Here is a 21,880-nt window from a genome sequence, read left to right as displayed (position 1 = left end):
TTATCGCCACACGCCGCTCGTCGCGCGCCGGTGGCTGGCCAGGAGATGCGTGTCGACGATGCCGATGGCCTCCATCAGCGCGAACATCGTCGTCGGGCCGACCCACCGGAACCCGCGCGCCTTCAGCTCCTTCGACAGCGCGACCGACTCCTCGCTCGAGCTCGGAACGTCGGACGGCGTCACCGGCGCCGGGGTCTCGGCGGGCTGGAAGCTCCACACGAACTCGGCGAGGTCGGTCCCGTCTGATCTGAGTGCCACCGTCGCCCGCGCGTTGTCGATCGTCGCAAGGATCTTCGCGCGGTTGCGGATGATGCCGGCGTCGTCGAGCAGACGCGCGACGTCGTCGTCGCCGAACGCCGCGACGGCATCCGGATCGAACTCGGCGAACGCCGCGCGGAAGGTCGGCCTCTTGCGCAGCACTGTCGCCCAGCTGAGGCCCGACTGGAACGCCTCGAGGCTCAGCCTCTCGAACACGCCGTGCTCGTCGCGCACGGGCATTCCCCACTCCGTGTCGTAATACTCCCGCAGAAGGTCGCTCTGCTCGGCCCAGGCCGGGCGGGTCAGGCCGTCGGCGCCGGTGACCACGCCGGTGTCGATGAATTCGTTGCTCATACGCCCATCTTGGCGCGGTGAACCGCGCCCCGCTCCGGCCGAGCGGCGCATTGTGGACGGATCCGCGAAATCACGAAATGTGAGCGGGCTGCCCGGGCAGCCGGAATATCTGCGATGAATTGTGGAGACGCGGCGATCCCAGCCGAGAAAAGCACTGTTTCCCGCGTACCCTGGCGCGTGTGTGGCGTATCAAGGGATCAGCGGCGCTGTCCGGAGCGGAGGAAGGCGTGAGCCAGAGCGATCTGCAGTACCCGGATCCTGACGTCCTCGGCGCAATCGACGATCTGCAGGATGCTGCCGGTCGGCTCGGTGGTGATTCCACCCTCCTGAAGTACCGCGAGGGCCCGGAGTCGTTCATCGAGATCACGATGGCCCACCCCGGGAGCCTGCCACAGTTCATCACCGGCCGCTCGACGCTGCTGTCGAACCTGTTCCGCGATGAGGTCGCGCTGCGCGGCGCTCGCCTCGCCGCCGAGCGGATCGCGGCGAAGAACGTCGAGCTGCGCACCTCGCGCGGCATCGACGCCGTGCGCCTCGCCGTCGGCCTCGCCTCGTGGCGGGTCGGATCCGAGGAGTTCACCGCACCCGTGCTCCTGCGCCCGCTCGGGCTCAGGCGCCACCACGCCGACTTCGAGCTCAAGCTCAGCGGCGGCTTCACGATCAACCCCGAGCTGCTGACGGCGGCCCGGGAGCACCTCGGCATCGTCATCGACGGGGATGCTCTCGCCGAGCTCGCCTTCCAGGACGGGCTGTTCCAGCCCCAGCCGGTCATCGACCGCCTGCGCGCGCTGACGACGCACATCGACCACTTCTCGGTGAAGGCGCGCCTCGTCGTGTCGGTGTTCGCCGACGTGGGCGGGCCGATGGCGCGCGACCTCGTGACCGCCGAGCACCCCCTCCTCGGGGCGCTCGAGGGCGATGAGAGCGACCTGCGCCGTGTGCAGGAGACGCGGCCGGTCGCCATGCCGACCGATCCCGACGACCGCTCGCCGGCCTCGGACACGCTGCTGCTCGACGCCGACGCCGAGCAGGAGGCCGTCCTGGCCCGCATCGCCGCCGGACAGTCGCTCGCGGTGCACACGCTGCCCGGAACGGGCGGCACGCAGACCGTCATCAACGCCGTCGGAGAGCTCGTGCGCGCCGGCAAGCGCGTGCTCGTCGTGAGCGCCCGACGCTCGACGCTCGAGGGCGTCGCGCACCGGCTGCGGGGGATCCACCTCGACGGCCTCGCCGTCACGCCGACCGCGCTGCGCAGCGACCTGATCCGCGCGATCGGCCGCAACGAGAAGGCCGCGCAGCCGAACGTCACCGACGTCGACGACGCGCTCGTGCGGCTGCGCGGCGTGCTGCGCGACTACCGCGACGCGCTCGCGAAGCCGCGCCCGGATCTCGGGGTCTCGGTCCTCGACATGACCCGCGAGCTGACGCGCCTCGCGTCGCTCCCCGTGCCGCCGTCGTCCACCGCACGCCTGGGCGCTGACGCCCTGCGCACCCTGGCCGGAGACCGCAGCGAGTCCGCCCGCACGTTGGCCCTGGCCGCGCGCCTCGGTGAGTTCCGCATCGGACCGGACGACTCGCCCTGGTACGGCGTGACCTTCGACGCCACGGAGGACGCCCGCGAGGCGCACGCGCTCGCCGGCCGGCTGCACTCCACGGGCGTTCCCGAGCTGCTCGAGCGCGGATATGCGCTGATCTCGCAGACCCACATGCGCGCCTTCGCGACGCTCGACGAGCTCGGCGAGTACCTGCGCCTGCTGCACGGTATCCGCGACTCGCTCGACAGATTCCAGCCGATCGCGTTCGAGAAGCCGCTCTCCGACATGATCAAGGCACACGGCAGCCGACGCGATTCGGCCGGAATGTCGGGCGCGCAGCGCCGCCGCCTCAAACGCCTCTCGCGCGAGCTCGTCCGCCCGGGCGGCCACGTGAGCGACATGCACGACGCGCTCACGCGGATCCAGCACCAGCGCGCACAGTGGAAGAAGCTCGTCGACGGCGTCGCGGTGCCCGAGGTTCCGCTCGGCCTCGCCGAGGTGCAGGACGAGTGGGAGCGCGTCGAGGGCGACCTCACGACGCTCGACAGCGCCCTGGGGCGCGGCACGCGCCTCGCCTCGCTGTCGATCGATCGCCTGATCCGCACGCTCGCCGGCCTCGCCGCCGAATCCGACGTGTTCGAGAACATCGTGGAGCGCGCCGAACTGCGCGCGTCGCTCGACGCCCGCGGCCTCTCGCCGCTGCTCACCGAGCTCTCCAAGCGCCACGTCGACGAGGCGCGCGTCGGGGAGGAGCTCGAGTTCACCTGGTGGCAGTCGGCCCTCGAACACGTGCTGCAGTCCGACACCTCGCTGCTCGGGGCCTCGACGAGCGTCGTCGACCGCCTCGAGAAGGACTTCCGCATGGTCGACGAGGCGCACGCTGCGGCCTCCGGCCCCATGCTCGCCTGGCAGCTCGCCGGGCAGTGGAAGATCGGCATCGTCGACGAGCCCGAAGAATCCGATCGCCTGCGCCGCGTGCTCATGCGCGGCGAGGCGACCCCCGCTCAGCTGTTCGCCGAGGCCCCGTCGCTGATGCGCACGCTCGCGCCGGTCTGGCTCGCCTCGCCATACGACGTGCCGCTGCTGCCCGATACCGAGCGGTTCGACACGGTGATGCTCGTCGACTCGGCGGCGCTCGATGTCGCCGAGGTTGCGCCCGCGATCCGCCGCGCCTCGCAGGTCGTCGCGTTCGGCGACCCCGTGACGCAGCGACCGACCGCCTTCGAGGTGTCGACGGCCCGCCCGATCGTCGAGCCGGACGACCGCGACGACGCGCGCAGCGCGTTCGAGCGCATCGCCGAGCTGCTGCCCGTCGAGACCCTGACCCGCAGCTACCGCGCCGGCGGCGAGGACCTCGTGAGCCTCGTCAACGACGCCTTCTACGGCGGCGACATCGTGTCGCTGCCATGGGCCGGTTCCTACCTCGGCCGCGGCAGCCTCTCAGTCGACTTCGTCGAGGGCGGATCCGGTGCTCCGGACCCTGAGACGGGCGCTGTCGAGAGCCCTGACCCCGAGGTGCAGCGCGTCGTGACGCTCGTCGTCGAGCACGCGATCAACCGCCCCAAGGAATCGCTCATGGTCATCACCGCGAGCCGCAAGCACGCCGACCGCGTGCGGACGGCCGTGACGAGCGCCTTCGCGGGCCGCAGCGACGTGGCCGACTTCATCGCCCGAGAGACCGCAGAGCCGCTCGCGGTGCTCACGCTCGAGGAGTCGGTGGCCGAGAGCCGCGACCGCGTGATCTTCTCGCTCGGCTACGGCAAGACCCGCCACGGCCGCGTGCTCAGCGACCTCGGCGACCTGTCGAGCGACGACGGCGATCGCCTGCTGACGGTCGGCATGACGCGCGCGCGCCGCTCGATGGTGCTGGTGTCCTGCGTGCGCCCGCCCGACATCGACGACGGCCGCTTCTCGAACGGTGCGGCCCTTCTCATGGGGATCCTGCGCTCGTACGAGGAGCGCACGAAGTCGTCGCGCCGCGAGGACGAGGCGGATCCGATGTCGCGCGCGCTCGCCCGCGAGCTGCGCCGCATGGGCGCCGCCGTCGAGGTCGACTACCGCGGCCTGCTGCCGCTCGTGGCACAGGCCAACGGCAAGGCCGTCGTCGTCGAATCCGACCCGGAGTCGCGGGGCGAATCGCTGCGCGAGTCGCTGCGCCTGCGCCCGCAGGTGCTGCGCCGGCTCGGTTGGCACTACGTGCGCGTGCACGCGTTCGACCTCTACAGCGACCCCCGGGCCGTCGCCGAGCGGGTGGCCGCGGTGCTTGGCATCGGATCGGACGTGCCCCGCATCGACGAGGACACCGCGCCGCTGCTGCCATGACGGGCGACGAGCGTCAGCATGTCGAGCGGATCCCCGGAGCCCGGCGCGCGCGCCTGACTCGCGTCGAGGGCACCCTCGACGACTCGGACGCCGAGGCGACCCTGCGCGACGACGAGCCGGAGCCTGAGACGACGGATCCGGTCGTGGCGCGTCTGAGGCGCGAAAAACCCCCGCACTACAGCTAGCGCGGGGGTTTGTCGAGGCCGGTTGCTACCGGGCGGAGTTGTTCTGCGCGGCCAGCAGGTCGCGGATCTCGACGAGCAGCTCCTCGGGGGTCGCGGCGGCGACCTCGGGGGGCAGCTTCGCGGCGCGGCGCTCGGCCATCTTGTTCATCGGCAGCACGAGTGCGAGGTAGACCACGAGCGCGATGGCGAGGAAGTTGATGGCCGCCGAGATGATTCCACCGATGCCGAGCTCGGCGTCGGTGACGATGCCCGGAATCGTGATGGTCCAGGCGGCGAGGTCGCCCGTGGGCACGAACGCGCCGATCAGCGGGTTGACGATGTAGTCGACGAATGCCGTGACGATCGCGCCGAACGCACCGCCGATGACGACAGCAACTGCCAGTTCGACGACGTTGCCGCGCATCACGAAGTCTTTGAAACCTTGGAACATGTCCGTTTCCCCCAGATAAGTCAGGCGGACGACGAGGTGCTCGTCGCCCCAGCGGACGGTGCCGCTGAAGTAGATGATGCACTGTCGGACGTCGACGTGCTAGCAGACGCGCGCGAGTCGGTGCGGTAGAAGCCCGAGCCGTTGAACGTCACGCCGATCGACCCGTACTGCTTGCGCAGGGCGCCGCCGCACTCGGGGCACGCCGTCAGCGACGCCTCGGAGAACGACTGAACGGCGTCGAAGGCGTGCCCGCAGGTCTTGCAGGCATATGAATACGTGGGCATATGGGCCTCTCAGCGTTCGAACGTCAGCGTGCGCGTCGGGGTCACGGCACCCGAGACCGGCACGTCGTGATGCTCATGGGGAACATGAGCGAGCACATCCAGATCATAGAGCACCGCGTATACAGGAGGCCGGGAGTCAAGGCGCGCGAGCGCGCGGTCGTAGTACCCGGCTCCCCAGCCGAGCCGGTGCCCCGCGGTATCGACGGCAGCCGCGGGCGCGAAGATGAGGTCGGCGTCAGCGAGGGCGTCCGGGCCGAGCGGCTGCGCCAATGTCTCGGGAACGCCCATGCTGTTCATCTGTTCGCCGGCCCCGTCGAGACCCCAATCGAGCACCCCCGCGGGGCCGCTGATCGGCAGCAGTACGCGGATCCCCTCGGCTGACGCCCGGGCGAGCAGGGCGCGCGTGGGCGGCTCCGCGGATCCGGACAGATAGCACGCGATCGTGCGCGCGCCCGCGCGCGCGACGAGTGCGCCCGCGCGGCGTGCGATGGCGTCGTTCGCGGCCGCGCGCTCGGCGTCCGAGAGCGCCGCGCGACGCCGTCGGATCTGCCGTCGGAGGTCGCTCTTGTCGGCGCGGTCGTCCGCTGTCATAGGATCCACGGTAAACGGATCCGTGAAATTCCGCGGTGGTCGCTTATGGTGATGTGATGGAACCTGCGAAGATCAAAGCCGTGATGCCGGTTGCGGGTCTCGGTACCCGCTTCCTGCCGGCGACGAAGGCCACTCCCAAGGAGATGCTCCCGGTCGTCGACAAGCCCGCCATTCAGTACGTGGTGGAGGAAGCTGTCGCGGCGGGCATCCGCGACGTGCTGATGATCATCGGTCGCAACAAGAACGCGATTGCCAACCACTTCGACTCCGTGCCGGAGCTCGAGGAGAAGCTGACGGCGAAGGGCGACGACTCGAAGCTCGGTCGCGTGCGCCAGTCGAGCGACCTCGCCGACGTGCACCTGCTGCGCCAGGGCGAGCCGAAGGGCCTCGGCCACGCCGTCTTCCGTGCGAAGCAGCACGTGGGCGACAGCCCGTTCGTGGTCATGCTCGGCGATGACCTCATCGACGAGCGCGACCCGCTGCTGCCGAAGATGATCGAGGTCAACGAGGGGCGCAAGGCCATGGTGGTCGCCCTCATGGAGGTCGACCCCGACCAGATCAGCATGTACGGCTGCGCGTCGGTCGAGGCGACCGACGACCCGGACGTCGTGAAGGTGCTCGACCTCGTCGAGAAGCCCGCGAAGGAGGATGCGCCGTCGAACCTCGCGATCATCGGCCGCTACCTCCTCACGCCCGAGATCTTCGACGTTCTCGAGCACACCGAGCCGGGCAAGGGCAACGAGATCCAGCTCACCGACGCGCTCAAGGAGATCGCGACGAGCGACAGCGACGTCGACGTGTACGGCGTGATCTTCCGCGGCCGCCGGTACGACACGGGCGATAAACTCGACTACATCAAGGCGATCGTGCAGCTCGCCAGCGACCGCGATGACCTCGGGCCCGACCTGCGCCCGTGGATCAAGGACTTCGCCGCAACGCTGTAGCTTCACCTTCTCGTCACAGGAGAACGCCGGATGGACACGCTCGAGAGTTCTCACGGAGCCGTGTCCATCCGGCTCATTCGTTCCAAGGACGCGCGAGACTTGCAGGAGGAGCTCGCGACGAACCGGCGCTGGCTCTCGCCCTGGGAGGCGACGAACCCCGACGGCGCCGTGCCGCTCGACATGCGCATCTCGGTGCGTCGCCTGCTGCAGCAGTATCGCGACGGATCCGGGGTGCCGTTCGTCATGGAGCTCGGCGGCGAGGTCGCCGGTCAGCTGAACGTATGGGGCATCGCGCGCGGATCCCTGTCGACGGCAACGATCGGCTACTGGGTCTCCGAGCGCTTCGCGGGGCACGGGGTCACGCCCACCTCGGTCGCGCTCGCGACCGACATGTGCTTCGAGCGATTGCGCCTGCACCGCGTCGAGATCTGCATCCGCCCCGAGAACAAGCCGAGCCTCCGCGTCGTGGAGAAGCTCGGGTTCCGGTACGAGGGCTACCGGCCGAAGTACATCCACATCGACGGCGCGTGGCGCGATCACCATGCCTTCGCGCTGACGCGCGAGGACGTGCCGCAGGGTGTGCTCCGGCGCTGGACGTCAGGAAACGTGCCCACCGGCGTGGGATCCGTGCCGTCGGCGTAGGCTCGGAATCAGCGCACGCCCGCGCCGAAGAAAGGACGCCCAATGCCCACGCTCGCCCAGAACATCGTCGATACGCTGCACGCGAGCGGGGTGAGGCGCGTGTACGGCCTCCCCGGCGATTCGCTGAACGGATTCACCGACGCACTGCGCGTCACGGACGACATCGAGTGGGTGCACGTTCGGCACGAGGAGGCCGCGGCCTTCGCGGCGAGCGCCGAGGCGGCCCTCACGGGCGAGCTGGCGGTCTGCGCCGGCAGCTGCGGGCCCGGTAACCTGCATCTGATCAACGGCCTGTTCGACGCGCAGCGTTCGCGCGTTCCCGTGCTCGCGATCGCGGCGCACATCCCGACCGACGAGATCGGATCCGGCTACTTCCAGGAGACGCACCCGCAGGAGCTGTTCCGCGAGTGCAGCGTGTACGCCGAGCACGTCTCCTCGCCCGACCAGATGCCGCGCATGCTGCGGATCGCGATGCGCGAGGCGATCGAGAAGCGCGGAGTCGCGGTGCTCGTGATCCCCGGCGACATCGCGCTCGCCGACGTCAAGGCGGCGGCGGAGGAGATCCGCGCGTACCCCTCGCGCGTGATCCCGGCCGAGTCTCAGCTCGTTCGCGCGGCCGATGCCCTCAACGCCGCGAAGAAGGTCACGATCCTCGCCGGGGCGGGCGTTGCCGGCGCGCACGACGAGCTCATCGCGATCGCGGAGAAGCTGCAGGCGCCGATCGTGCACGCCATGCGGGGCAAGGAATTCGTCGCGTACGACAACCCGTACGACGTCGGCATGACCGGCCTCATCGGCGTCGCCTCGGGCTATCACGCGATGCGCGAGTGCGACACGCTTCTGATGCTCGGCACCGACTTCCCCTATCAGCAGTTCTTCCCGGACGACGCGACGGTGATCCAGGTCGATATCCGCGGCGAGCAGATCGGCCGGCGCACGCATGTCGACGTGGGGCTCGTCGGGGGAGCGGCCGAGACGATCAGCGAGCTGCTTCCGCGGCTCGGCGCGACGAAGAAGTCGTCCCACCTCAAGGCGGCGGTCAAGCACTACCAGCGCACCCGGAAGGACCTCGATGATCTCGCGACGCCGTCCAAGCGCACGATCCACCCGCAGTACCTGGCGAAGCTCATCGACGATCACGCGGATCCCGACGCGATCTTCATCCCCGACGTCGGGTCGCCGACCGTGTGGGCGGCGCGGTACCTGACGATGAACGGCCGTCGGCGCATGATCGGATCCTTCACCCACGGATCCATGGCGAACGCCGTCTCGCAGGCGGTCGGCGCGCAGGCGCAGGACCGCTCGCGCCAGGTCATTGCGATGGCGGGCGACGGCGGGCTCGCGATGCTGCTCGGCGAGCTCATCACCCTCACCCAGAACGGGCTGAACGTCAAAACGGTCGTGTTCGACAACTCGTCGCTGAACTTCGTCGAGCTCGAGATGAAGGCGGCGGGTTTCGTCACCTTCGCCACGGGGCTCGACAACCCCGACTTCTCGAAGGTGGCGGAGGCGGTCGGCATCAAGGGGATCCGCGTGGAGACGTCGGCCGACCTGCCGGCGGCGGTCGAGGAGTTCCTCGCGCACGACGGACCGGCCGTGCTCGACGTGATGACCGAGCGGCAGGAGCTGTCGATGCCGCCGAACATCACGCTCGAGCAGGCGAAGGGCTTCACGCTCTACGCGATCCGCACGGTGCTGTCGGGGAAGGGCGACGAGCTCATCGACCTCGCCAAGACCAATATGCGTCAGTTGTTCTAGGACACGCGGAGCGCCGCCGAGCATCGCGCCGCCCGTCGCTTACCGTTTAGGCCATGGGTGGGCAGATTCTCGGCGGCGGCGCGATCGTACTGGTCGTCGTCCTGCTGTGGCTGGTCTACCTCCTGCCGACCTGGCACGCGCGCATGCGGTACAGCGCGGCCGAGCGCAACGCGGTCCGCCTCAACCAGGCGCTGCGCGTGCTCGCCGAATCGAGCGAAGCGCCCGACGAGGTGCGGGTCGAGCTGTCGCGCCGCGAGATCGCGAAGCAGCACCGGCTGGTGAAGCGGCTCGAGGCCGAGGACGACCGTCTCCGCGAGGAGTACGACCGCGCCGAGGTCGAGCGGCGCCGCAGCGAGAACGAGGCGAAGCTCGAACGGTCGCGCCAGGATGCCGAGGCGGCGCGCGTCACGCGCGCGATCGAGGCGGAGGAGCAGCGCCAGAAGGTCGCGGCGATGCAGGCGGATCCGCGTGCCCGCCAGGCGGCCGCGCGTCGTCGCGGGCGCCTCACCGCAACGCTCACGCTGCTCGTCGGAATCGCGACCGTCGGTGTCGGCGTATGGCAGCTGCTCGCGTTCGCGCAGTGGATCTGGATCGCCGTCGGCGCCGCCGTCGCGATCGCGGGCCTCGTGGCACTCAAGCAGATGTCGGCGGTCGCCGCGCGCGCTCGCCGCATCGTTCCCGTCGAATCCGGATCCGAGGAGCGCAGCGAGCGCAGCCCGTCCGTGCTGCTGAATCCGGAGGATCGCGGGTGGACGCCCCGTCCGCTTCCGGCGCCGCTCACGGCGACGGCCGGATCCCGCGCCTCGAGCGAGGTCTCGGCCGCGAGGGTGCGCGATGACCTTCGCCGCGCGGCCCGCGAGGAGGCCGCGAGGGAGCGGATCATCGAGCGACAGGCGCCGATTCCCCTCGCCCCGGCCGCGAGCGATGACGCCGAGATCGAGCAGCACGTGCGCGATCTGCTCACGCGGCGCGCCGCGGGCTGACGCGATTTTCCCCCTCCCGAACGCTCTGGTAACGTAGTCCGAGTTGTTAGGGGCTATGGCGCAGTTGGTAGCGCGTCTCGTTCGCAATGAGAAGGTCAGGGGTTCGAATCCCCTTAGCTCCACTAAAAAACCCTGGTCACCCAGGGTTTTTTTAGTTGTGCATTCCCGTCAGTTCAGCGCCGGAGTGTCCGTCGGGATCACGCCGCCGTCGTACAGATCCTCAGCGAGGTCGCGCAGTGCGCGGAGCGCGACGCGCTGGGTGGTCGGGCCGTAGGAGATGCGGGCGACGCCGAGCGCTTCGTATTCGGCGGCCGTCAGCGCACCGGGCAGACCGATCACGCTGAGGGTGCGCTCACCGAGGCCCGAGACGAGGCGCTCCGTGGCCTCCCGATCGAGCACTCCGGGAACGAACACCGTGCTCGCGCCGGCCGCAAGGAAAGCGCGCCCGCGCTCGATCGCGTCGTCCAGGCTCTCGGCGAGCGGGCGATCACCGCCGCGGACGATCGCATCGGTGCGGGCGTTGAGCTGGAACGCGACGCCCTCCTGCTCCGCGACGCACACGATGTCCTCGACATTCGCGACGGCTTCGGGAAGCGGCACGAGTCGATCCTCGACGTTCGCACCGACGACGCCGACGCCGATCGCGCGGCGCACGGTCTCGCCCGGGTCGCCGAAGCCGGCATCGAGGTCCGCGGTCACGGGCAGATCGGTCGCCTCGACGATGCGGGCGACGGCCGCGAGCGCGAGGTCGAGCGGGATCTCGCCGTCGGCGAACCCGTGGCTCGCGGCGATCGAGTGCCCGGCGGTGGCGATCGCGCGCGTGCCGGGCAGATCCGCGACGGTGCGGGCGCTGATCGCGTCCCAGACGTTGACGACGCGGAGGATCTCAGGGGCTTCGTGCAGGGCCTTCAGGGCGCTGGCCTTCTCAACGGTGCTCATAGAGCACACGCTACACTCGCCTGACCGACGACAAGGAGGACGGATGCGCTCGATCGTCACCGACTACCTGGCCGATGCTCTCTTCCGCGTGGAGCCGGACACCTCCGGACAGACCGCGCAGTACATTCCCGAGCTCGCGGGGGCGAACCCCGAGAGCCTCGCCGCCGTCGTCGCCACGATCGACGGCGAGGTGTACGGCTCGGGCGACAGCGACGTCGAGTTCACGATCCAATCGATCTCGAAACCGTTCGTCTACGCGCTCGCCCTCGCCGATCGAGGGTTCGACGCCGTGCTCGACAAGGTCGGGGTCGAGCCGTCCGGCGAGGCGTTCAACGAGGTCTCCCTCGAGCACGACACGGGCCGTCCGCTCAACCCCATGATCAACGCCGGGGCCCTCACAGTGCAGTCGCTGATCGGGTCGTGGAACTCGGAGCCCGAGGATCGCGGCGAGCGCGTGCGCCAGGGACTGTCGGCGTTCGCCGGTCGCGAGCTCACGATCGACGAGCGCGTGTACTCGTCCGAGATGGAGACCGCCCACCGCAATCTCGCGATCGCGCACATGCTGCGCAGCCGCGACGTCTTGACCGAGGATCCGCGGAAGGTGGTCGCTGGCTACGTCCGCCAGTGCGCCGTCGTCGTCACGACGCGCGACCTGGCGATGATGGCGGCGACGCTCGCGAATCGCGGCGTCAACCCGCTCACGAACGAACAGGTCGTCAGCGGCGAGATCGTGCGCCACGTGCTGAGCGTGATGTTCACCTGCGGCATGTACGACGCGGCGGGCGACTGGGCGACGCAGGTCGGGATCCCCGCGAAGAGCGGCGTGGGCGGCGGACTCATCGGCGCCCTTCCCGGACAGGTCGGCATCGCTACCTTCTCGCCGCGCCTGGACGAGCACGGGCACAGTGTTCGCGGCGTCTCGCTCTTCGAGCGCTTCTCGTCCGACATGGGGCTGCACGTGATGGAGATTCCGTCGGCGGCGAGTTCGGTCGTGCGCTCGAATCGCGTGCACGACGGCGAGCGCGGCCCGACGCGGGTGCTCCGGCTGCAGGGCGGGATCCGCTTCGCTGGCGCGGAGCGCATCGTGCGCGACATCGAGGAGAGCGGCATCGACGAGGCGCGCGTCGTCTTCGACGTCGCGCTGGTCTTCTCGCTCGACGCCGTGGCGCTGCGACTCATCCTCGAGGGCTCACGCCGTCTGATCGACGAGGGTCGAGAGGTGTACTTCGTCGACCCCGACGGAATCCTCGCGCGCGCGGACGTCGGCGACGCGGTCATCGTCGAGGAGCTCGAGGACGCCGTCGGCTAGAAGTCGCCATCGAACGCGCCGCCGTCGAGGATCCAGTTGTAGCGCAGCCGCAGCGCGCGCTCGGTGCTCGCCGCGAGCGTCGCGAGCAGCAGCGCGATGTTCACACCGAACGGCAGGCGGATCGGACTGACGAACGTTCCGATCACGTCGGCGACCGGAGGGATCCGCGTGATGTCCTCGACGATCTGGGGCACGCCGAGCACGAGCCCCGCGATGAGGATCACCACGGAGAGTGCGCCGATCGCGCGGCTGAGGCCCGGGCGGCTGCGCTCCAGCTGCGCGCGGCGCCCCTCGGCCGATGCCGGATCGGGCGTGAGCCGCCGGATCCCGCCATCGTCGCCGACGAATCGGCAGCGCTTCATCCCGTAGCCGCTGGCGGCGACCTGGATGGTGCCGCCCGGAACGACGAACGCCGCGGGCATCTTGGACCGCGCCTGGTTGCGCCCGTCGGCGTAGAGCATCGCCCACACCACGCCATCGGAGTCGCCGCCGTGCCGCACGTCGATCGACCAGACGCTCGAGCCGCCGCCCACCCCGCGCAGGCGCAGGTGGAACAGCGAGCGCGAGAACAGCTGCCACCAGCGGTAGCGCGTGAGCTCGTGGCCGTCACCGGGCTGGGCCTTGCGTGCCATTCGATCAGCTCCGTAGATCGTGCGGGGGTGTTCTGGGCCAACGCTACGCGGGGCTCATGGCGGTCAGAAGTGTCGCAGCGCACGTCCGGGCATGACATCCGTCACGTATCCGTTCACCCCCATCAACCATTCGATTGACACGAGGATCAGCCTCGTACGCGATGACCCGCGACGCGCCGGCTGGTGAAGTCGTAGGTATGACAGAAACACGTGTGCGGTCGCGCTTGTCCGACCGATTGACCTCGCGCCGCGGCGCGTGGATTTCGCTCGGCCTCGGGGTCCTTCTCATGGTCGCGCTGTTCGGTATCTTCGGCAGCGCCGAGGCGCCTTCGCGCACCGGGCAGGCCCCGGCGGCATCCGAAGCGAGCGCGGTGACCGAGCTGATGGATCAGTTCCCCGATTCGGACGTGCAGCCCGTGCTCGTGGTCGCCGCGCGCGACGACGGCGGGGACCTGACGAGCGCGGACCTGACCGCGCTCGAGGGCCTGATCCCGGTGCTCGACGAACAGGCGTCGGACGACGTCTCCGGGCCCGCGGTCAGCGACGACGGCAAGGCCGCGGTGCTCATCACGCCGATCACGGTCGGCGCCGACAACACCGAGACGGCCGAGGTCGTCAAGGCGCTGCGCGCCGACATCGCAGACAACGCCCCGGACGGGCTCACGCTGCAGGTGACGGGAGGGCCGGCGTTCGGCGCCGACGTCGCATCTGCGTTCGACGGGGCCGACTTCACCCTGCTGCTCGTGACGATCCTGATCGTCGCGATCCTGCTCATCATCACGTACCGCTCGCCGGTGCTGTGGCTGATCCCGCTCATCGTGATCGCCCTCGCTGACGGACTCGCCGGGCGGGTCACCGCCGCGGTGGGATCCGCGTGGGGATTCGGGTTCGACGCCGGCATCATCAGCGTGCTCGTCTTCGGCGCGGGCGCGAACTACGCGCTGCTGCTGATCTCGCGATACCGCGAGGAGCTGCAGAACACCGACGACGACCGGCGCGCGCTCAGCGTCGCGTGGCGGAAGTCGGTGCCGGCCATCCTCGCGTCGAACGTCACGGTGGTGCTCGCGCTGATCACGCTGATCTTCGCGACGATCCCGATGACGCGCGGCCTCGGGATCCCCGCGGCGATAGGTCTTGTGATCGCGCTTCTCGCAGTGCTGTTCGTACTGCCTCCGTTCCTCGCGGTGTGCGGTCGTCGCGTGTTCTGGCCGTTCGTGCCGCGCCCCGGACAGATCCGCCAGCGCCGCAGCGCGTGGCGCTCGATCGCCTCGCACGTGTCGAAGCGCCCGGTCGTCAGCCTCGTGGGCGGCGGCGCGCTGCTCGTCGTGATGGCCACCGGCCTGTTCGGCACGTCGGTCGGGCTCGATCAGGTCGAGAAGTTCCGGGTGCAGTCCGAATCGGCGACCGGTCTCGAGACGCTCTCCGACCACTTCCCGCCCGGCGAGGCGCAGCCGATCTACATCATCGCCGACAGCGCGGCCGCCGAGGACGTCGTGACGGCCTCAGGCGAGGTCGAGGGCGTCGTGCGCGCCCACCCGGCCGGCGTCACTGACGACGGCGAGCTCACGAAGATCATGGTCACGAGCGAGTACTCGCCGGCCGCCGAGGAGAGCCTCGACCAGATCACCGAGCTGCGCGACGCGGTGCACCCGATCGAGGGAGCGGACGCCGTCGTGGGCGGCGCGGTCGCCACCGAGCTCGACGCGCGATCCGGCAACGAGTTCGACCTGGCACTCATCGCCCCGCTCGTGCTCGGTGTGAGCTTCATCGTGCTGCTGATCCTGCTGCGTTCGCTGGTCGCCCCGCTGCTGCTGCTCATCGTGAACGTCGCGAGCGCGGTCGCCGCGATCGGCGCCGGCGCGTGGCTGAGCCGAGTCGTGTTGGATCAGCATGCGCTGGATCTGCAGGTGCCGATCCTGTCGTTCCTGTTCCTCGTGGCGCTCGGCATCGACTACACGATCTTCCTCGTGCACCGCGCCAAATCCGAGGCGCGCCTCGTCGGCACGCGTGCGGGCATCGTCGAGGCGGTCGCGCACACCGGCGGCGTGATCACGAGCGCCGGCATCGTGCTGGCCGCCGTGTTCGCCGCGCTCGGCGTGCTGCCGCTCGTCACCCTCGGGCAGCTCGGGCTGATCGTCGGGGTCGGCGTGCTCGTGGATACGCTCGTCGTGCGCACCGTCATCGTGCCCGCGATCTTCACGCTGATGGGAGATCGCATCTGGTGGCCCGGAAAAATCCGCGCGAGCCGGGCAGAATCGACTCATGAGCCTCGTACACCTGCCGCTCAAGCGCACTGACCCGCCGGGGTCGGCCGTCGCCGGCGCCACGGTCCGCGCGATGGAGATCGGTCAGCACGCTATTGCGCTCGTGCTGATCGCGATCGGGGTGATCCGTGCCGCCGGCGACGGCGTGGCGCTGCCGGCCGCGATCATCTCGGGCGTCGCGATCCTCGCCTGGCACACGGCCGGCACGATCCTGCCGTCGAAGAACCGGTCGCGCCGCGCGGTGGTGTGGTGGCTCATCGGCTTCGCGGTCATCTGGATCGCCGCGGTCGCGGTCTCGGCCGAGTTCATCTGGCTCGCGTTCCTGCTGTGGCTGCTCGCCGGCCACCTGCTGCCGCTGCGGTGGGGCCTCGTTTTCGCGGTCGTCGTTCTCGCCGTCGTGATCGTCGCGCCGATCCTGCATCACGGCGCGACGAGCTATGCGAACGTGTTCGGCCCGCTCATCGGCGGCATCTTCGCGTTCGGGATCTCGCGCGGCTATCTGCAGCTGCTGCGCGATGGGGCCGAGCGGGAGCGCCTCGTCGCCTCGCTCTCGCGCGCACAGCGCGAGATGGCCGAGCTGCAGGACGAGCTGGCGCTCGCGCAGCGGCAGTCCGGCGCCACGGCCGAGCGCACGCGCATCTCTCGCGACATCCACGACACCGTGGCGCAGGCGCTGTCGTCGATCCGCCTGCTCGCCCACGCGGGCGCCGCGCGCAGCGAGGACGAAGGCGCCGCGCGCACGCTCGAACAGGTGGAATCTCTTGCGGGGGACAGCCTCGCAGACGTCCGGCGGATCATCGCGGCGCTCGCGCCGGCCGAGCTCGAGGACGACGCGCTGGCGGCGGCCCTCAGCCGAATGCTCGATCGCGTGCGCGACGAGGCGGGCCTCGCGGCCGAGCTGCACGTCGATCAGTCGCTGCCGATGCTGCCGACCGAGGTCGAGGTCGCGCTGCTGCGCACCGCCCAGTCGGCGCTCGCGAACGTGCGCCTGCACGCGCAGGCGACGCGCGTCGTGATGAGCCTCATCGACGCGGAGGACTCCGTGCGGCTCGATATCACCGACGACGGCGTCGGGTTCGACATGGCGGAGTGGGAACGGGCACCGGACGCCGCCTCGGCGAGCTACGGGCTGCGGTTCATGCGCTCGCGTCTGCGCGAGCTCGGCGGGGGACTCGACATCGAGAGCGCGCCGGGCGAGGGCACGGCCGTCTCCGTGCACCTCCCGCTCCATCACGGATCCACCACGACACAGGCCGCCGACCGCGCGGCGGAGGAGAAACCATGACGACGACCGTTCTGCTGGTCGACGACCACCCGGTCGTGCGCAGCGGCCTGCGCGCCGTGCTCGACTCGGCGCCCGAGCTGAGCGTCATCGGCGAGGCCGCGACCGGCGAGGAGGCGATCGCCCTCGCGTCGCACCTGCGCCCCGACGTCGTCCTGTGCGACCTGCGTCTCGGCGACGGAATCGACGGGATCCAGGCCACGTCCGCGATCCGCGCGCTCGACGCGCCGCCCGCCGTTCTGATCCTCACCACCTTCGACCGCGACGCGGAGATCCTCGGCGCGATCGAGGCGGGCGCGGCGGGGTACCTGCTGAAGGACGTCGACCCGGAGGTCATCATCGACGGCATCCAGCGGGCGGCGGCAGGCGACGTGGTGCTCGCGCCCGACCTCGCCTCGCGCGTGCTCCGCGGGATCCGCAGCCCGCTGCCGAAGCTGACCGACCGCGAGATCGAGGTGCTGCGCCTGCTGTCGACGGGCGCGACGAACCGGGAGATCGCCCGCGCGCTGTTCGTGACGGAGGCCACCGTGAAGACGCACCTCGTGCACATCTTCACCAAGCTCGGCGTCGACACGCGCTCGCGCGCGATCCACGTGGCCCGGGAGCGCGGGCTGATCTGACGAGACCGATAATCTGGGGGCGGGAATCCGATCACTCCCCGGAAAGACGGACCATGACGAGCGACATCCGCATCGCGAGGATCAGCGACGAACCGCTCGACCTCGCCGCTCACGTCCAGGCCGTTTCGGATCCGGCGATCGGCGCCGTCACGACCTTCCTCGGCCAGGTGCGCGACCACGACCCCGACGCCGCGTCGGGCGTCGTCGCGCTCGAGTACTCGGCCCACCCCGACGCGGAATCCGCGCTCCGGGGGATCGCGGAACGGGCGTCGGCCGGAACACAGGCGATCGTCGCCGTCAGCCACCGCGTCGGCCGCCTCGACATCGGCGACGCCGCCGTCGCGATCGCGGTCGGATCCGCCCACCGCGCCGAGGCCTTCGAGGTGTGCCGCGCGGTCATCGAGCAGATCAAGACCGACCTGCCCGTGTGGAAGCGGCAGATCGAATCCGACGGCAGCGCGGCCTGGAAGGGCATCGCGTGATGCCGCACCGCCGCGCCGTAGCGGTGATCGGCGGGCTGGCGCTCGCCGGATCCGCGCTCGCCGCGTGCTCCGCAGAGGACGCCCGGACGTCGATCACGGTGTTCGCGGCGGCATCGCTGGCGGCGTCGTTCGATGACATCGCCGAGGGGTTCGAGGGCGGGCACGCGGACATCGACGTCGAACCCATCGTCTACGACGGATCCTCCACCCTCGCGACGCAGATCGCGGAGGGCGCCGCGCCCGACGTGTTCGCGTCGGCCGACGAAGCCAACATGACCGCGGTCGATGAGTTCACCGAGACGCCGGAGATCTTCGCCGAGAACACGCTCGTCATCGCGGTGCCGCAGGGGAATCCCGCCGGAATCGAGACCCTCGCCGACCTCCCCGGTGCGACCGTCGTGACGTGCGCCGCGGAGGTGCCGTGCGGGTCGGCGAGCGTGCGGCTGCTCGATCTGGCGGGCGTCGAGCTCGAGCCCGCGAGCCTCGAGCAGAACGTCACGGCGGTGCTCACGAAGGTCTCGACGGGCGATGCCGACGCCGGCCTCGTCTACGCGACCGACGCGGCGGGCGACGACACCGTCGAGGCGATCGTTCCCGAGCACGCCGACGAGGTCGTCAACCGGTACCCGGTCGCCGCGCTCAGCGGATCCGACAGCCCCGATGCCGCGTCGGCGTTCGTCGACTACGTGACAGGCGCCGAGGGCCAGCAGGTGCTGGCGGATCACGGCTTCGGCGCACCGTGACACGCCGAGCGGATCAGGGGGCGACGCCGCCGCTCGCCCTGTTCCTGCCCGCGATCCTCGGCGTGCTGCTGCTCGTGCTGCCGCTTCTCGCGCTCATCGCGCGCGCCTCGTGGGCGACGCTGTGGACAGACATCACCTCGCCCGCGGCCCTCGACGCCCTGCGCCTCTCGCTCACGAGCGGCCTGCTCGCCACCGCCGTCTGCGTCGTGCTCGGGCTGCCGCTCGCGCTCCTCATCGCACGCTCGGGCCCGCGCGTCTCCGCGCTGCTGCGGGCGGTGGTCGCGGTGCCCCTCGTGCTGCCGCCGATGGTCGGCGGCGTGGCGCTGCTGTTCCTCTTCGGGCGCACGAGCCCGGTCGGCGCCGCGATCGAACAGCTCTGGGGCGTGGTGCTGCCGTTCTCGTTCCCCGCCGTGGTCATCGCGCAGGCGTTCGTCGCGCTGCCCTTCCTCGTGCTGTCGGCTGAGGGCGCGATCCGCGCGACCGGAAGCGCGTACGAGCGCACGGCCGCCACGCTCGGTGCGCGCCGGTGGCGGGTGCTCTGGCGCATCACGCTGCCGCTCGCCGGTCCGGGCATCGTCACGGGAGTGATCCTCTGCTTCGCGCGGGCGATCGGGGAATTCGGGGCGACCGCCCTGTTCGCGGGCAACGCGCCGGGCACGACGCAGACGATGCCGCTGGCCATCTACACGGCGTTCAACGGCGCGGGATCCGGCCGCGAGACCGCCGTCGCGCTCTCGCTGCTGCTGCTCGCGACGGCCGCGCTGGTTCTGCTCGCCGTGCGGGCCTGGCGTCCGGGGGCCGTGCGATGACGGCGGTGCTCGAGGCCCGGGTTGCGGTGGAGTACGCCGGGCTCGACGTCGAACTGAGCGTTGCGGCGGGGGAGACCCTGGCGATCATGGGGCCGAGCGGGGCGGGCAAGACGACGCTGCTGCACGCGATCGCGGGCCTCGTGCGGATCGCGCGGGGCCGCATCGTCCTGGGCGGGGCAACACTCGCCGACGACCGCACCCACACGCCCCCGCCGCTCCGCGCCGTGGGTCTGCTCGGCCAGGAGAGCAACCTCTTCCCGCACATGTCGGCGTCGGCGAACATCGCGTTCGCGGCGCGGTCCGCAGGGCTTCCCCGGTCCGACGCGCGGGCGGCCGGCGAGGCCTGGATGGAGCGGATCGGCCTCCCCGGCCTCGGCGCGCGGCGCGCCCACGAGCTCTCGGGAGGCCAGCGGCAGCGCGTGGCGCTCGCCCGGGCGCTCGCCGCGAGGCCCGACCTCATGCTGCTCGACGAGCCGTTCACCTCGCTCGACGTCGAGGCCGCCGCCGACGCGCGCGCGGTCGTGCGCGAGCAGCTGAGCGAGACGACGGCGATCGTCGTGTCGCACAGCGCAGCAGACGCCGTGGCCCTGGCAGATCGGCTGGTGATCATCGAGCACGGCCTCATCACCCACGACGGCACCCTCGACGAGGTTCTCGGCGCGCCCGCGACCTCCTTCGCGCGCGCCGTCGCAGCATCCGCGGGAGGTGCATGATGTTCGACAGCCCGCTCTCCGCCTCCCCGTACGAGGTGCTCGGCACCGGCCCCGCGGCATCCGACGATGAGCTGCGGCGGGCGTTCCGCGCGCGGCTGCGCGCGACGCATCCCGACACGGGCGGAGACGCCGCGGAGTTCATCCAGGTCCAGCGCGCGTGGGAGATTCTCGGCGAGCCGGATTCGCGCGCGGCGTTCGACAACGGATCCGCCGCGGAATCGTCGTGGCGCCCCGCGCAGAACGGTTCGCGCGGCACCCGACTGCGCGCGACGGTCCGCGGTACGGCCGGAGCCTGGAGACGAGCCGCTTACGCGGCCGCCGCACGGGAGCGATCGGGCGACGCCGACGTGTACTCGGCCGCATTCGTGCGCTCGGCGCCGTGGGAGCTGAGGGTGATCCTCGCCGACGCGATCGCGGAGGAGGCGACGGCCGCCGCGATCGAGGATCTCGGCATCGGCTTCACCGTCTGGCACTCGGTCGCGGTCGGCGACGACGACGCGCTCGACCACGTGGTCCTCACGCCGTCGGGGCTGTACGGGCTGACGTCGGAGGATCTCGGCGGCCCCGTGCGCTTCCGAAGGGGCGAACCGATCGGCGACGACGGGCGCACGCCGATCGCCGATCTCACTCGCCGGATCCGCTTGGTCGCGCGGGCCGCAGGCGTGCGCTTCGGCGGCGCGATCCTGATCCTGCCCGACGACGACCTGGGGGAGGCGGCGACCTCGCTCGGCGCCGTGCGCGGCATGCCCGCCCTCGCGGTGCGACGGAGCGCGCTGCGCACCGTTCTGCGATCCGGCGTGCCGGGCGCGCGGAGGATCGGCGGGAACGAGCTGTTCGACGTGCGCACGAGACTCACCCAGAGCGTGCGCACGAGGTCCTGATTCTCGCTACGGGTGGGTGATGTCGTCCGATTCCATCGCGCGGATCCGCTCGGTCTCGATCTGGAAGGTCGCGTGCTCGATCGCGATGTCGAAGTGCTCCGCGACGCAGTCCTTCACCTCGCCGAGCACGTCGAGGGCGTGCCCGTCGGCGAAGCACTCGTCGCGCACGACGATGTGGCCGGTCAGCGTGGGCAGGCCGGTTCCGACGGTCGAGGCGTGCAGGTCGTGCACGTCGATGACGTGCTCGAGCTCGAGCACGTGCCGGCGAACGTCGTCGAGGTCGAGGCCCGCCGGGGTGAACTCCATCAGCACGCCGACGCTCTCGCGGATGAGCGTCACCGCGCGGGGGAGGATCAAAGCGGCGATCACGAGCCCCGCGATCGGGTCGGCGCGGACGAAGCCCGTCGTAGCGATGACGATCCCGGCGACGATGACGCCGACCGAGCCGAGCGCGTCGTTGATGACCTCGAGGAACGCGGCGCGCATGTTGAGGCTCGAGCCGCGGCCGGACGCGAGCACGGAGATCGCCACGACGTTCGCGGCGAGTCCGATGACGCCGAACACGAGCAGCTCGGTTCCGGGGACGTCGGGCGGATCGAACAGCCGCCGAACGCCCTCGATCGCGCTGTAGATTCCGACGACCAGCAGCAGTGCGGCCTGTGCGAACGCCGCGATGACCTCGGCGCGGCGGAACCCCCAGGTGCGCTTCGAACTCGTGGGGCGCAGGATGAGCGTCGCCGCGACGAGGGCCATCGCGAGGCCCGAGACGTCGGTGAGCATGTGCGCGGTGTCGGTCAGCAGCGCGAGGCTGCCGGTGAGGAAAGCGCCGACGGCCTGCGCGATCAGCACGACGAACGTGATGCCGAACGCGATCCACAGCCGCTTTCGCGTGTCCGTTGCGCTCATCTCATCCCCTCTCT

The 21,880-nt window shown here is 70.6% G+C and carries 22 protein-coding genes and 1 tRNA gene; 16 read left to right on the top strand and 7 right to left on the bottom strand.

Annotated elements, in window-relative coordinates:
* Window positions 1–612, bottom strand: coding sequence for a DNA-3-methyladenine glycosylase I (locus G510_RS0104245; protein WP_029152614.1), 612 nt, complete (start codon window positions 610–612; stop codon window positions 1–3).
* Between the two features lie 170 nt (window positions 613–782).
* On the opposite strand from G510_RS0104245, the gene G510_RS0104240 reads away from it, so the two are divergent.
* The gene (locus G510_RS0104240) at window positions 783–4,469 is read left to right on the top strand and encodes an ATP-binding protein (protein ID WP_029152613.1); all 3,687 of its coding nucleotides are present in this window, start codon (window positions 783–785) and stop codon (window positions 4,467–4,469) included.
* Entirely contained in the window at window positions 4,466–4,654 is a 189-nt protein-coding gene (locus G510_RS0104235) for a hypothetical protein (protein ID WP_029152612.1), read from the top strand. Before G510_RS0104240 ends, G510_RS0104235 begins: the two co-directional genes overlap by 4 nt.
* A 25-nt stretch (window positions 4,655–4,679) precedes the next feature.
* On the opposite strand, the gene mscL is transcribed toward G510_RS0104235, so the two are convergent.
* The 3 genes from mscL to G510_RS0104220 are packed head-to-tail and all read right to left on the bottom strand — an operon-like array spanning window position 4,680 to window position 5,959.
* Entirely contained in the window at window positions 4,680–5,084 is a 405-nt protein-coding gene (mscL, locus tag G510_RS15320; protein WP_036321913.1) for a large conductance mechanosensitive channel protein MscL, read from the bottom strand.
* A 20-nt stretch (window positions 5,085–5,104) separates the two neighbouring features.
* Window positions 5,105–5,368 carry an FmdB family zinc ribbon protein gene (locus G510_RS0104225; protein ID WP_029152611.1) on the bottom strand — a complete coding sequence of 88 codons (264 nt, stop codon included), beginning with the start codon at window positions 5,366–5,368 and terminating at the stop codon, window positions 5,105–5,107.
* A 9-nt stretch (window positions 5,369–5,377) separates the two neighbouring features.
* Entirely contained in the window at window positions 5,378–5,959 is a 582-nt protein-coding gene (locus tag G510_RS0104220) for a 5-formyltetrahydrofolate cyclo-ligase (protein ID WP_036321910.1), read from the bottom strand.
* Between the two features lie 56 nt (window positions 5,960–6,015).
* On the opposite strand from G510_RS0104220, the gene galU reads away from it, so the two are divergent.
* From galU to G510_RS0104195, 5 genes are all read left to right on the top strand, one after another.
* Complete coding sequence (galU, locus tag G510_RS0104215) at window positions 6,016–6,903, top strand: UTP--glucose-1-phosphate uridylyltransferase GalU (protein ID WP_029152609.1); 888 nt, start codon at window positions 6,016–6,018, stop codon at window positions 6,901–6,903.
* A 30-nt stretch (window positions 6,904–6,933) separates the two neighbouring features.
* Entirely contained in the window at window positions 6,934–7,545 is a 612-nt protein-coding gene (locus tag G510_RS0104210; RefSeq protein WP_029152608.1) for a GNAT family N-acetyltransferase, read from the top strand.
* A gap of 42 nt (window positions 7,546–7,587) precedes the next feature.
* Window positions 7,588–9,303 carry a ubiquinone-dependent pyruvate dehydrogenase gene (gene poxB, locus G510_RS0104205; RefSeq protein ID WP_029152607.1) on the top strand — a complete coding sequence of 572 codons (1,716 nt, stop codon included), beginning with the start codon at window positions 7,588–7,590 and terminating at the stop codon, window positions 9,301–9,303.
* Window positions 9,304–9,356: 53 nt separating this feature from the next.
* Complete coding sequence (locus G510_RS0104200; RefSeq protein ID WP_029152606.1) at window positions 9,357–10,286, top strand: hypothetical protein; 930 nt, start codon at window positions 9,357–9,359, stop codon at window positions 10,284–10,286.
* A 49-nt stretch (window positions 10,287–10,335) separates the two neighbouring features.
* A tRNA-Ala gene (locus G510_RS0104195) sits at window positions 10,336–10,408 on the top strand.
* Between the two features lie 46 nt (window positions 10,409–10,454).
* Here the strand turns inward: G510_RS0104195 and G510_RS0104190 are convergent.
* Entirely contained in the window at window positions 10,455–11,225 is a 771-nt protein-coding gene (locus G510_RS0104190) for an isocitrate lyase/PEP mutase family protein (RefSeq protein WP_029152605.1), read from the bottom strand.
* 43 nt (window positions 11,226–11,268) lie between these two features.
* On the opposite strand from G510_RS0104190, the gene G510_RS0104185 reads away from it, so the two are divergent.
* Window positions 11,269–12,534, top strand: a complete 1,266-nt coding sequence (locus G510_RS0104185; protein ID WP_029152604.1) for a glutaminase — start codon at window positions 11,269–11,271, stop codon at window positions 12,532–12,534.
* Here G510_RS0104185 and G510_RS0104180 read toward each other — a convergent pair.
* Window positions 12,531–13,166: a hypothetical protein gene (locus tag G510_RS0104180; RefSeq protein WP_036321907.1), complete on the bottom strand. Its 636-nt coding sequence runs from the start codon at window positions 13,164–13,166 to the stop codon at window positions 12,531–12,533. The two genes, G510_RS0104185 and G510_RS0104180, sit on opposite strands and share 4 nt — an antisense overlap.
* 197 nt (window positions 13,167–13,363) lie before the next feature.
* On the opposite strand from G510_RS0104180, the gene G510_RS0104175 reads away from it, so the two are divergent.
* From G510_RS0104175 to G510_RS0104140, 8 genes are read left to right on the top strand one after another with little or no spacing between them, the layout of a single operon-like run.
* Window positions 13,364–15,463 carry an MMPL family transporter gene (locus G510_RS0104175; protein WP_084644189.1) on the top strand — a complete coding sequence of 700 codons (2,100 nt, stop codon included), beginning with the start codon at window positions 13,364–13,366 and terminating at the stop codon, window positions 15,461–15,463.
* Window positions 15,429–16,715 carry a sensor histidine kinase gene (locus G510_RS0104170; protein WP_029152601.1) on the top strand — a complete coding sequence of 429 codons (1,287 nt, stop codon included), beginning with the start codon at window positions 15,429–15,431 and terminating at the stop codon, window positions 16,713–16,715. Before G510_RS0104175 ends, G510_RS0104170 begins: the two co-directional genes overlap by 35 nt.
* Window positions 16,712–17,332 (top strand): response regulator, encoded by a 621-nt coding sequence (locus G510_RS0104165; protein ID WP_029152600.1) that lies wholly within the window; start codon window positions 16,712–16,714, stop codon window positions 17,330–17,332. Before G510_RS0104170 ends, G510_RS0104165 begins: the two co-directional genes overlap by 4 nt.
* Before the next feature lie 53 nt (window positions 17,333–17,385).
* On the top strand, window positions 17,386–17,814 hold the full coding sequence (locus tag G510_RS0104160; RefSeq protein WP_029152599.1) for a molybdenum cofactor biosynthesis protein MoaE: 429 nt from the start codon (window positions 17,386–17,388) through the stop codon (window positions 17,812–17,814).
* Entirely contained in the window at window positions 17,814–18,557 is a 744-nt protein-coding gene (gene modA / locus G510_RS0104155) for a molybdate ABC transporter substrate-binding protein (protein WP_029152598.1), read from the top strand. The genes G510_RS0104160 and modA overlap by 1 nt, the downstream gene beginning before the upstream one ends.
* A complete protein-coding gene (gene modB, locus G510_RS0104150) occupies window positions 18,554–19,366 on the top strand; it encodes a molybdate ABC transporter permease subunit (RefSeq protein ID WP_029152597.1) in 813 nt (270 codons plus the stop codon). Before modA ends, modB begins: the two co-directional genes overlap by 4 nt.
* Complete coding sequence (locus G510_RS15315; RefSeq protein ID WP_084644188.1) at window positions 19,363–20,079, top strand: ATP-binding cassette domain-containing protein; 717 nt, start codon at window positions 19,363–19,365, stop codon at window positions 20,077–20,079. The genes modB and G510_RS15315 overlap by 4 nt, the downstream gene beginning before the upstream one ends.
* Entirely contained in the window at window positions 20,079–20,960 is an 882-nt protein-coding gene (locus tag G510_RS0104140) for a DnaJ domain-containing protein (protein WP_029152596.1), read from the top strand. Before G510_RS15315 ends, G510_RS0104140 begins: the two co-directional genes overlap by 1 nt.
* A 6-nt stretch (window positions 20,961–20,966) precedes the next feature.
* Here G510_RS0104140 and G510_RS0104135 read toward each other — a convergent pair whose 3' ends face one another.
* On the bottom strand, window positions 20,967–21,866 hold the full coding sequence (locus G510_RS0104135; RefSeq protein ID WP_029152595.1) for a cation diffusion facilitator family transporter: 900 nt from the start codon (window positions 21,864–21,866) through the stop codon (window positions 20,967–20,969).
* Window positions 21,867–21,880: the final 14 nt, after the last annotated feature.

The sequence above is a fragment of the Microbacterium gubbeenense DSM 15944 genome, assembly GCF_000422745.1.
Taxonomy (GTDB): Bacteria; Actinomycetota; Actinomycetes; order Actinomycetales; family Microbacteriaceae; genus Microbacterium; species Microbacterium gubbeenense.
Note: the sequence above shows the minus strand (reverse complement) of the source record. Positions and strands in the feature narration are given on the sequence as shown.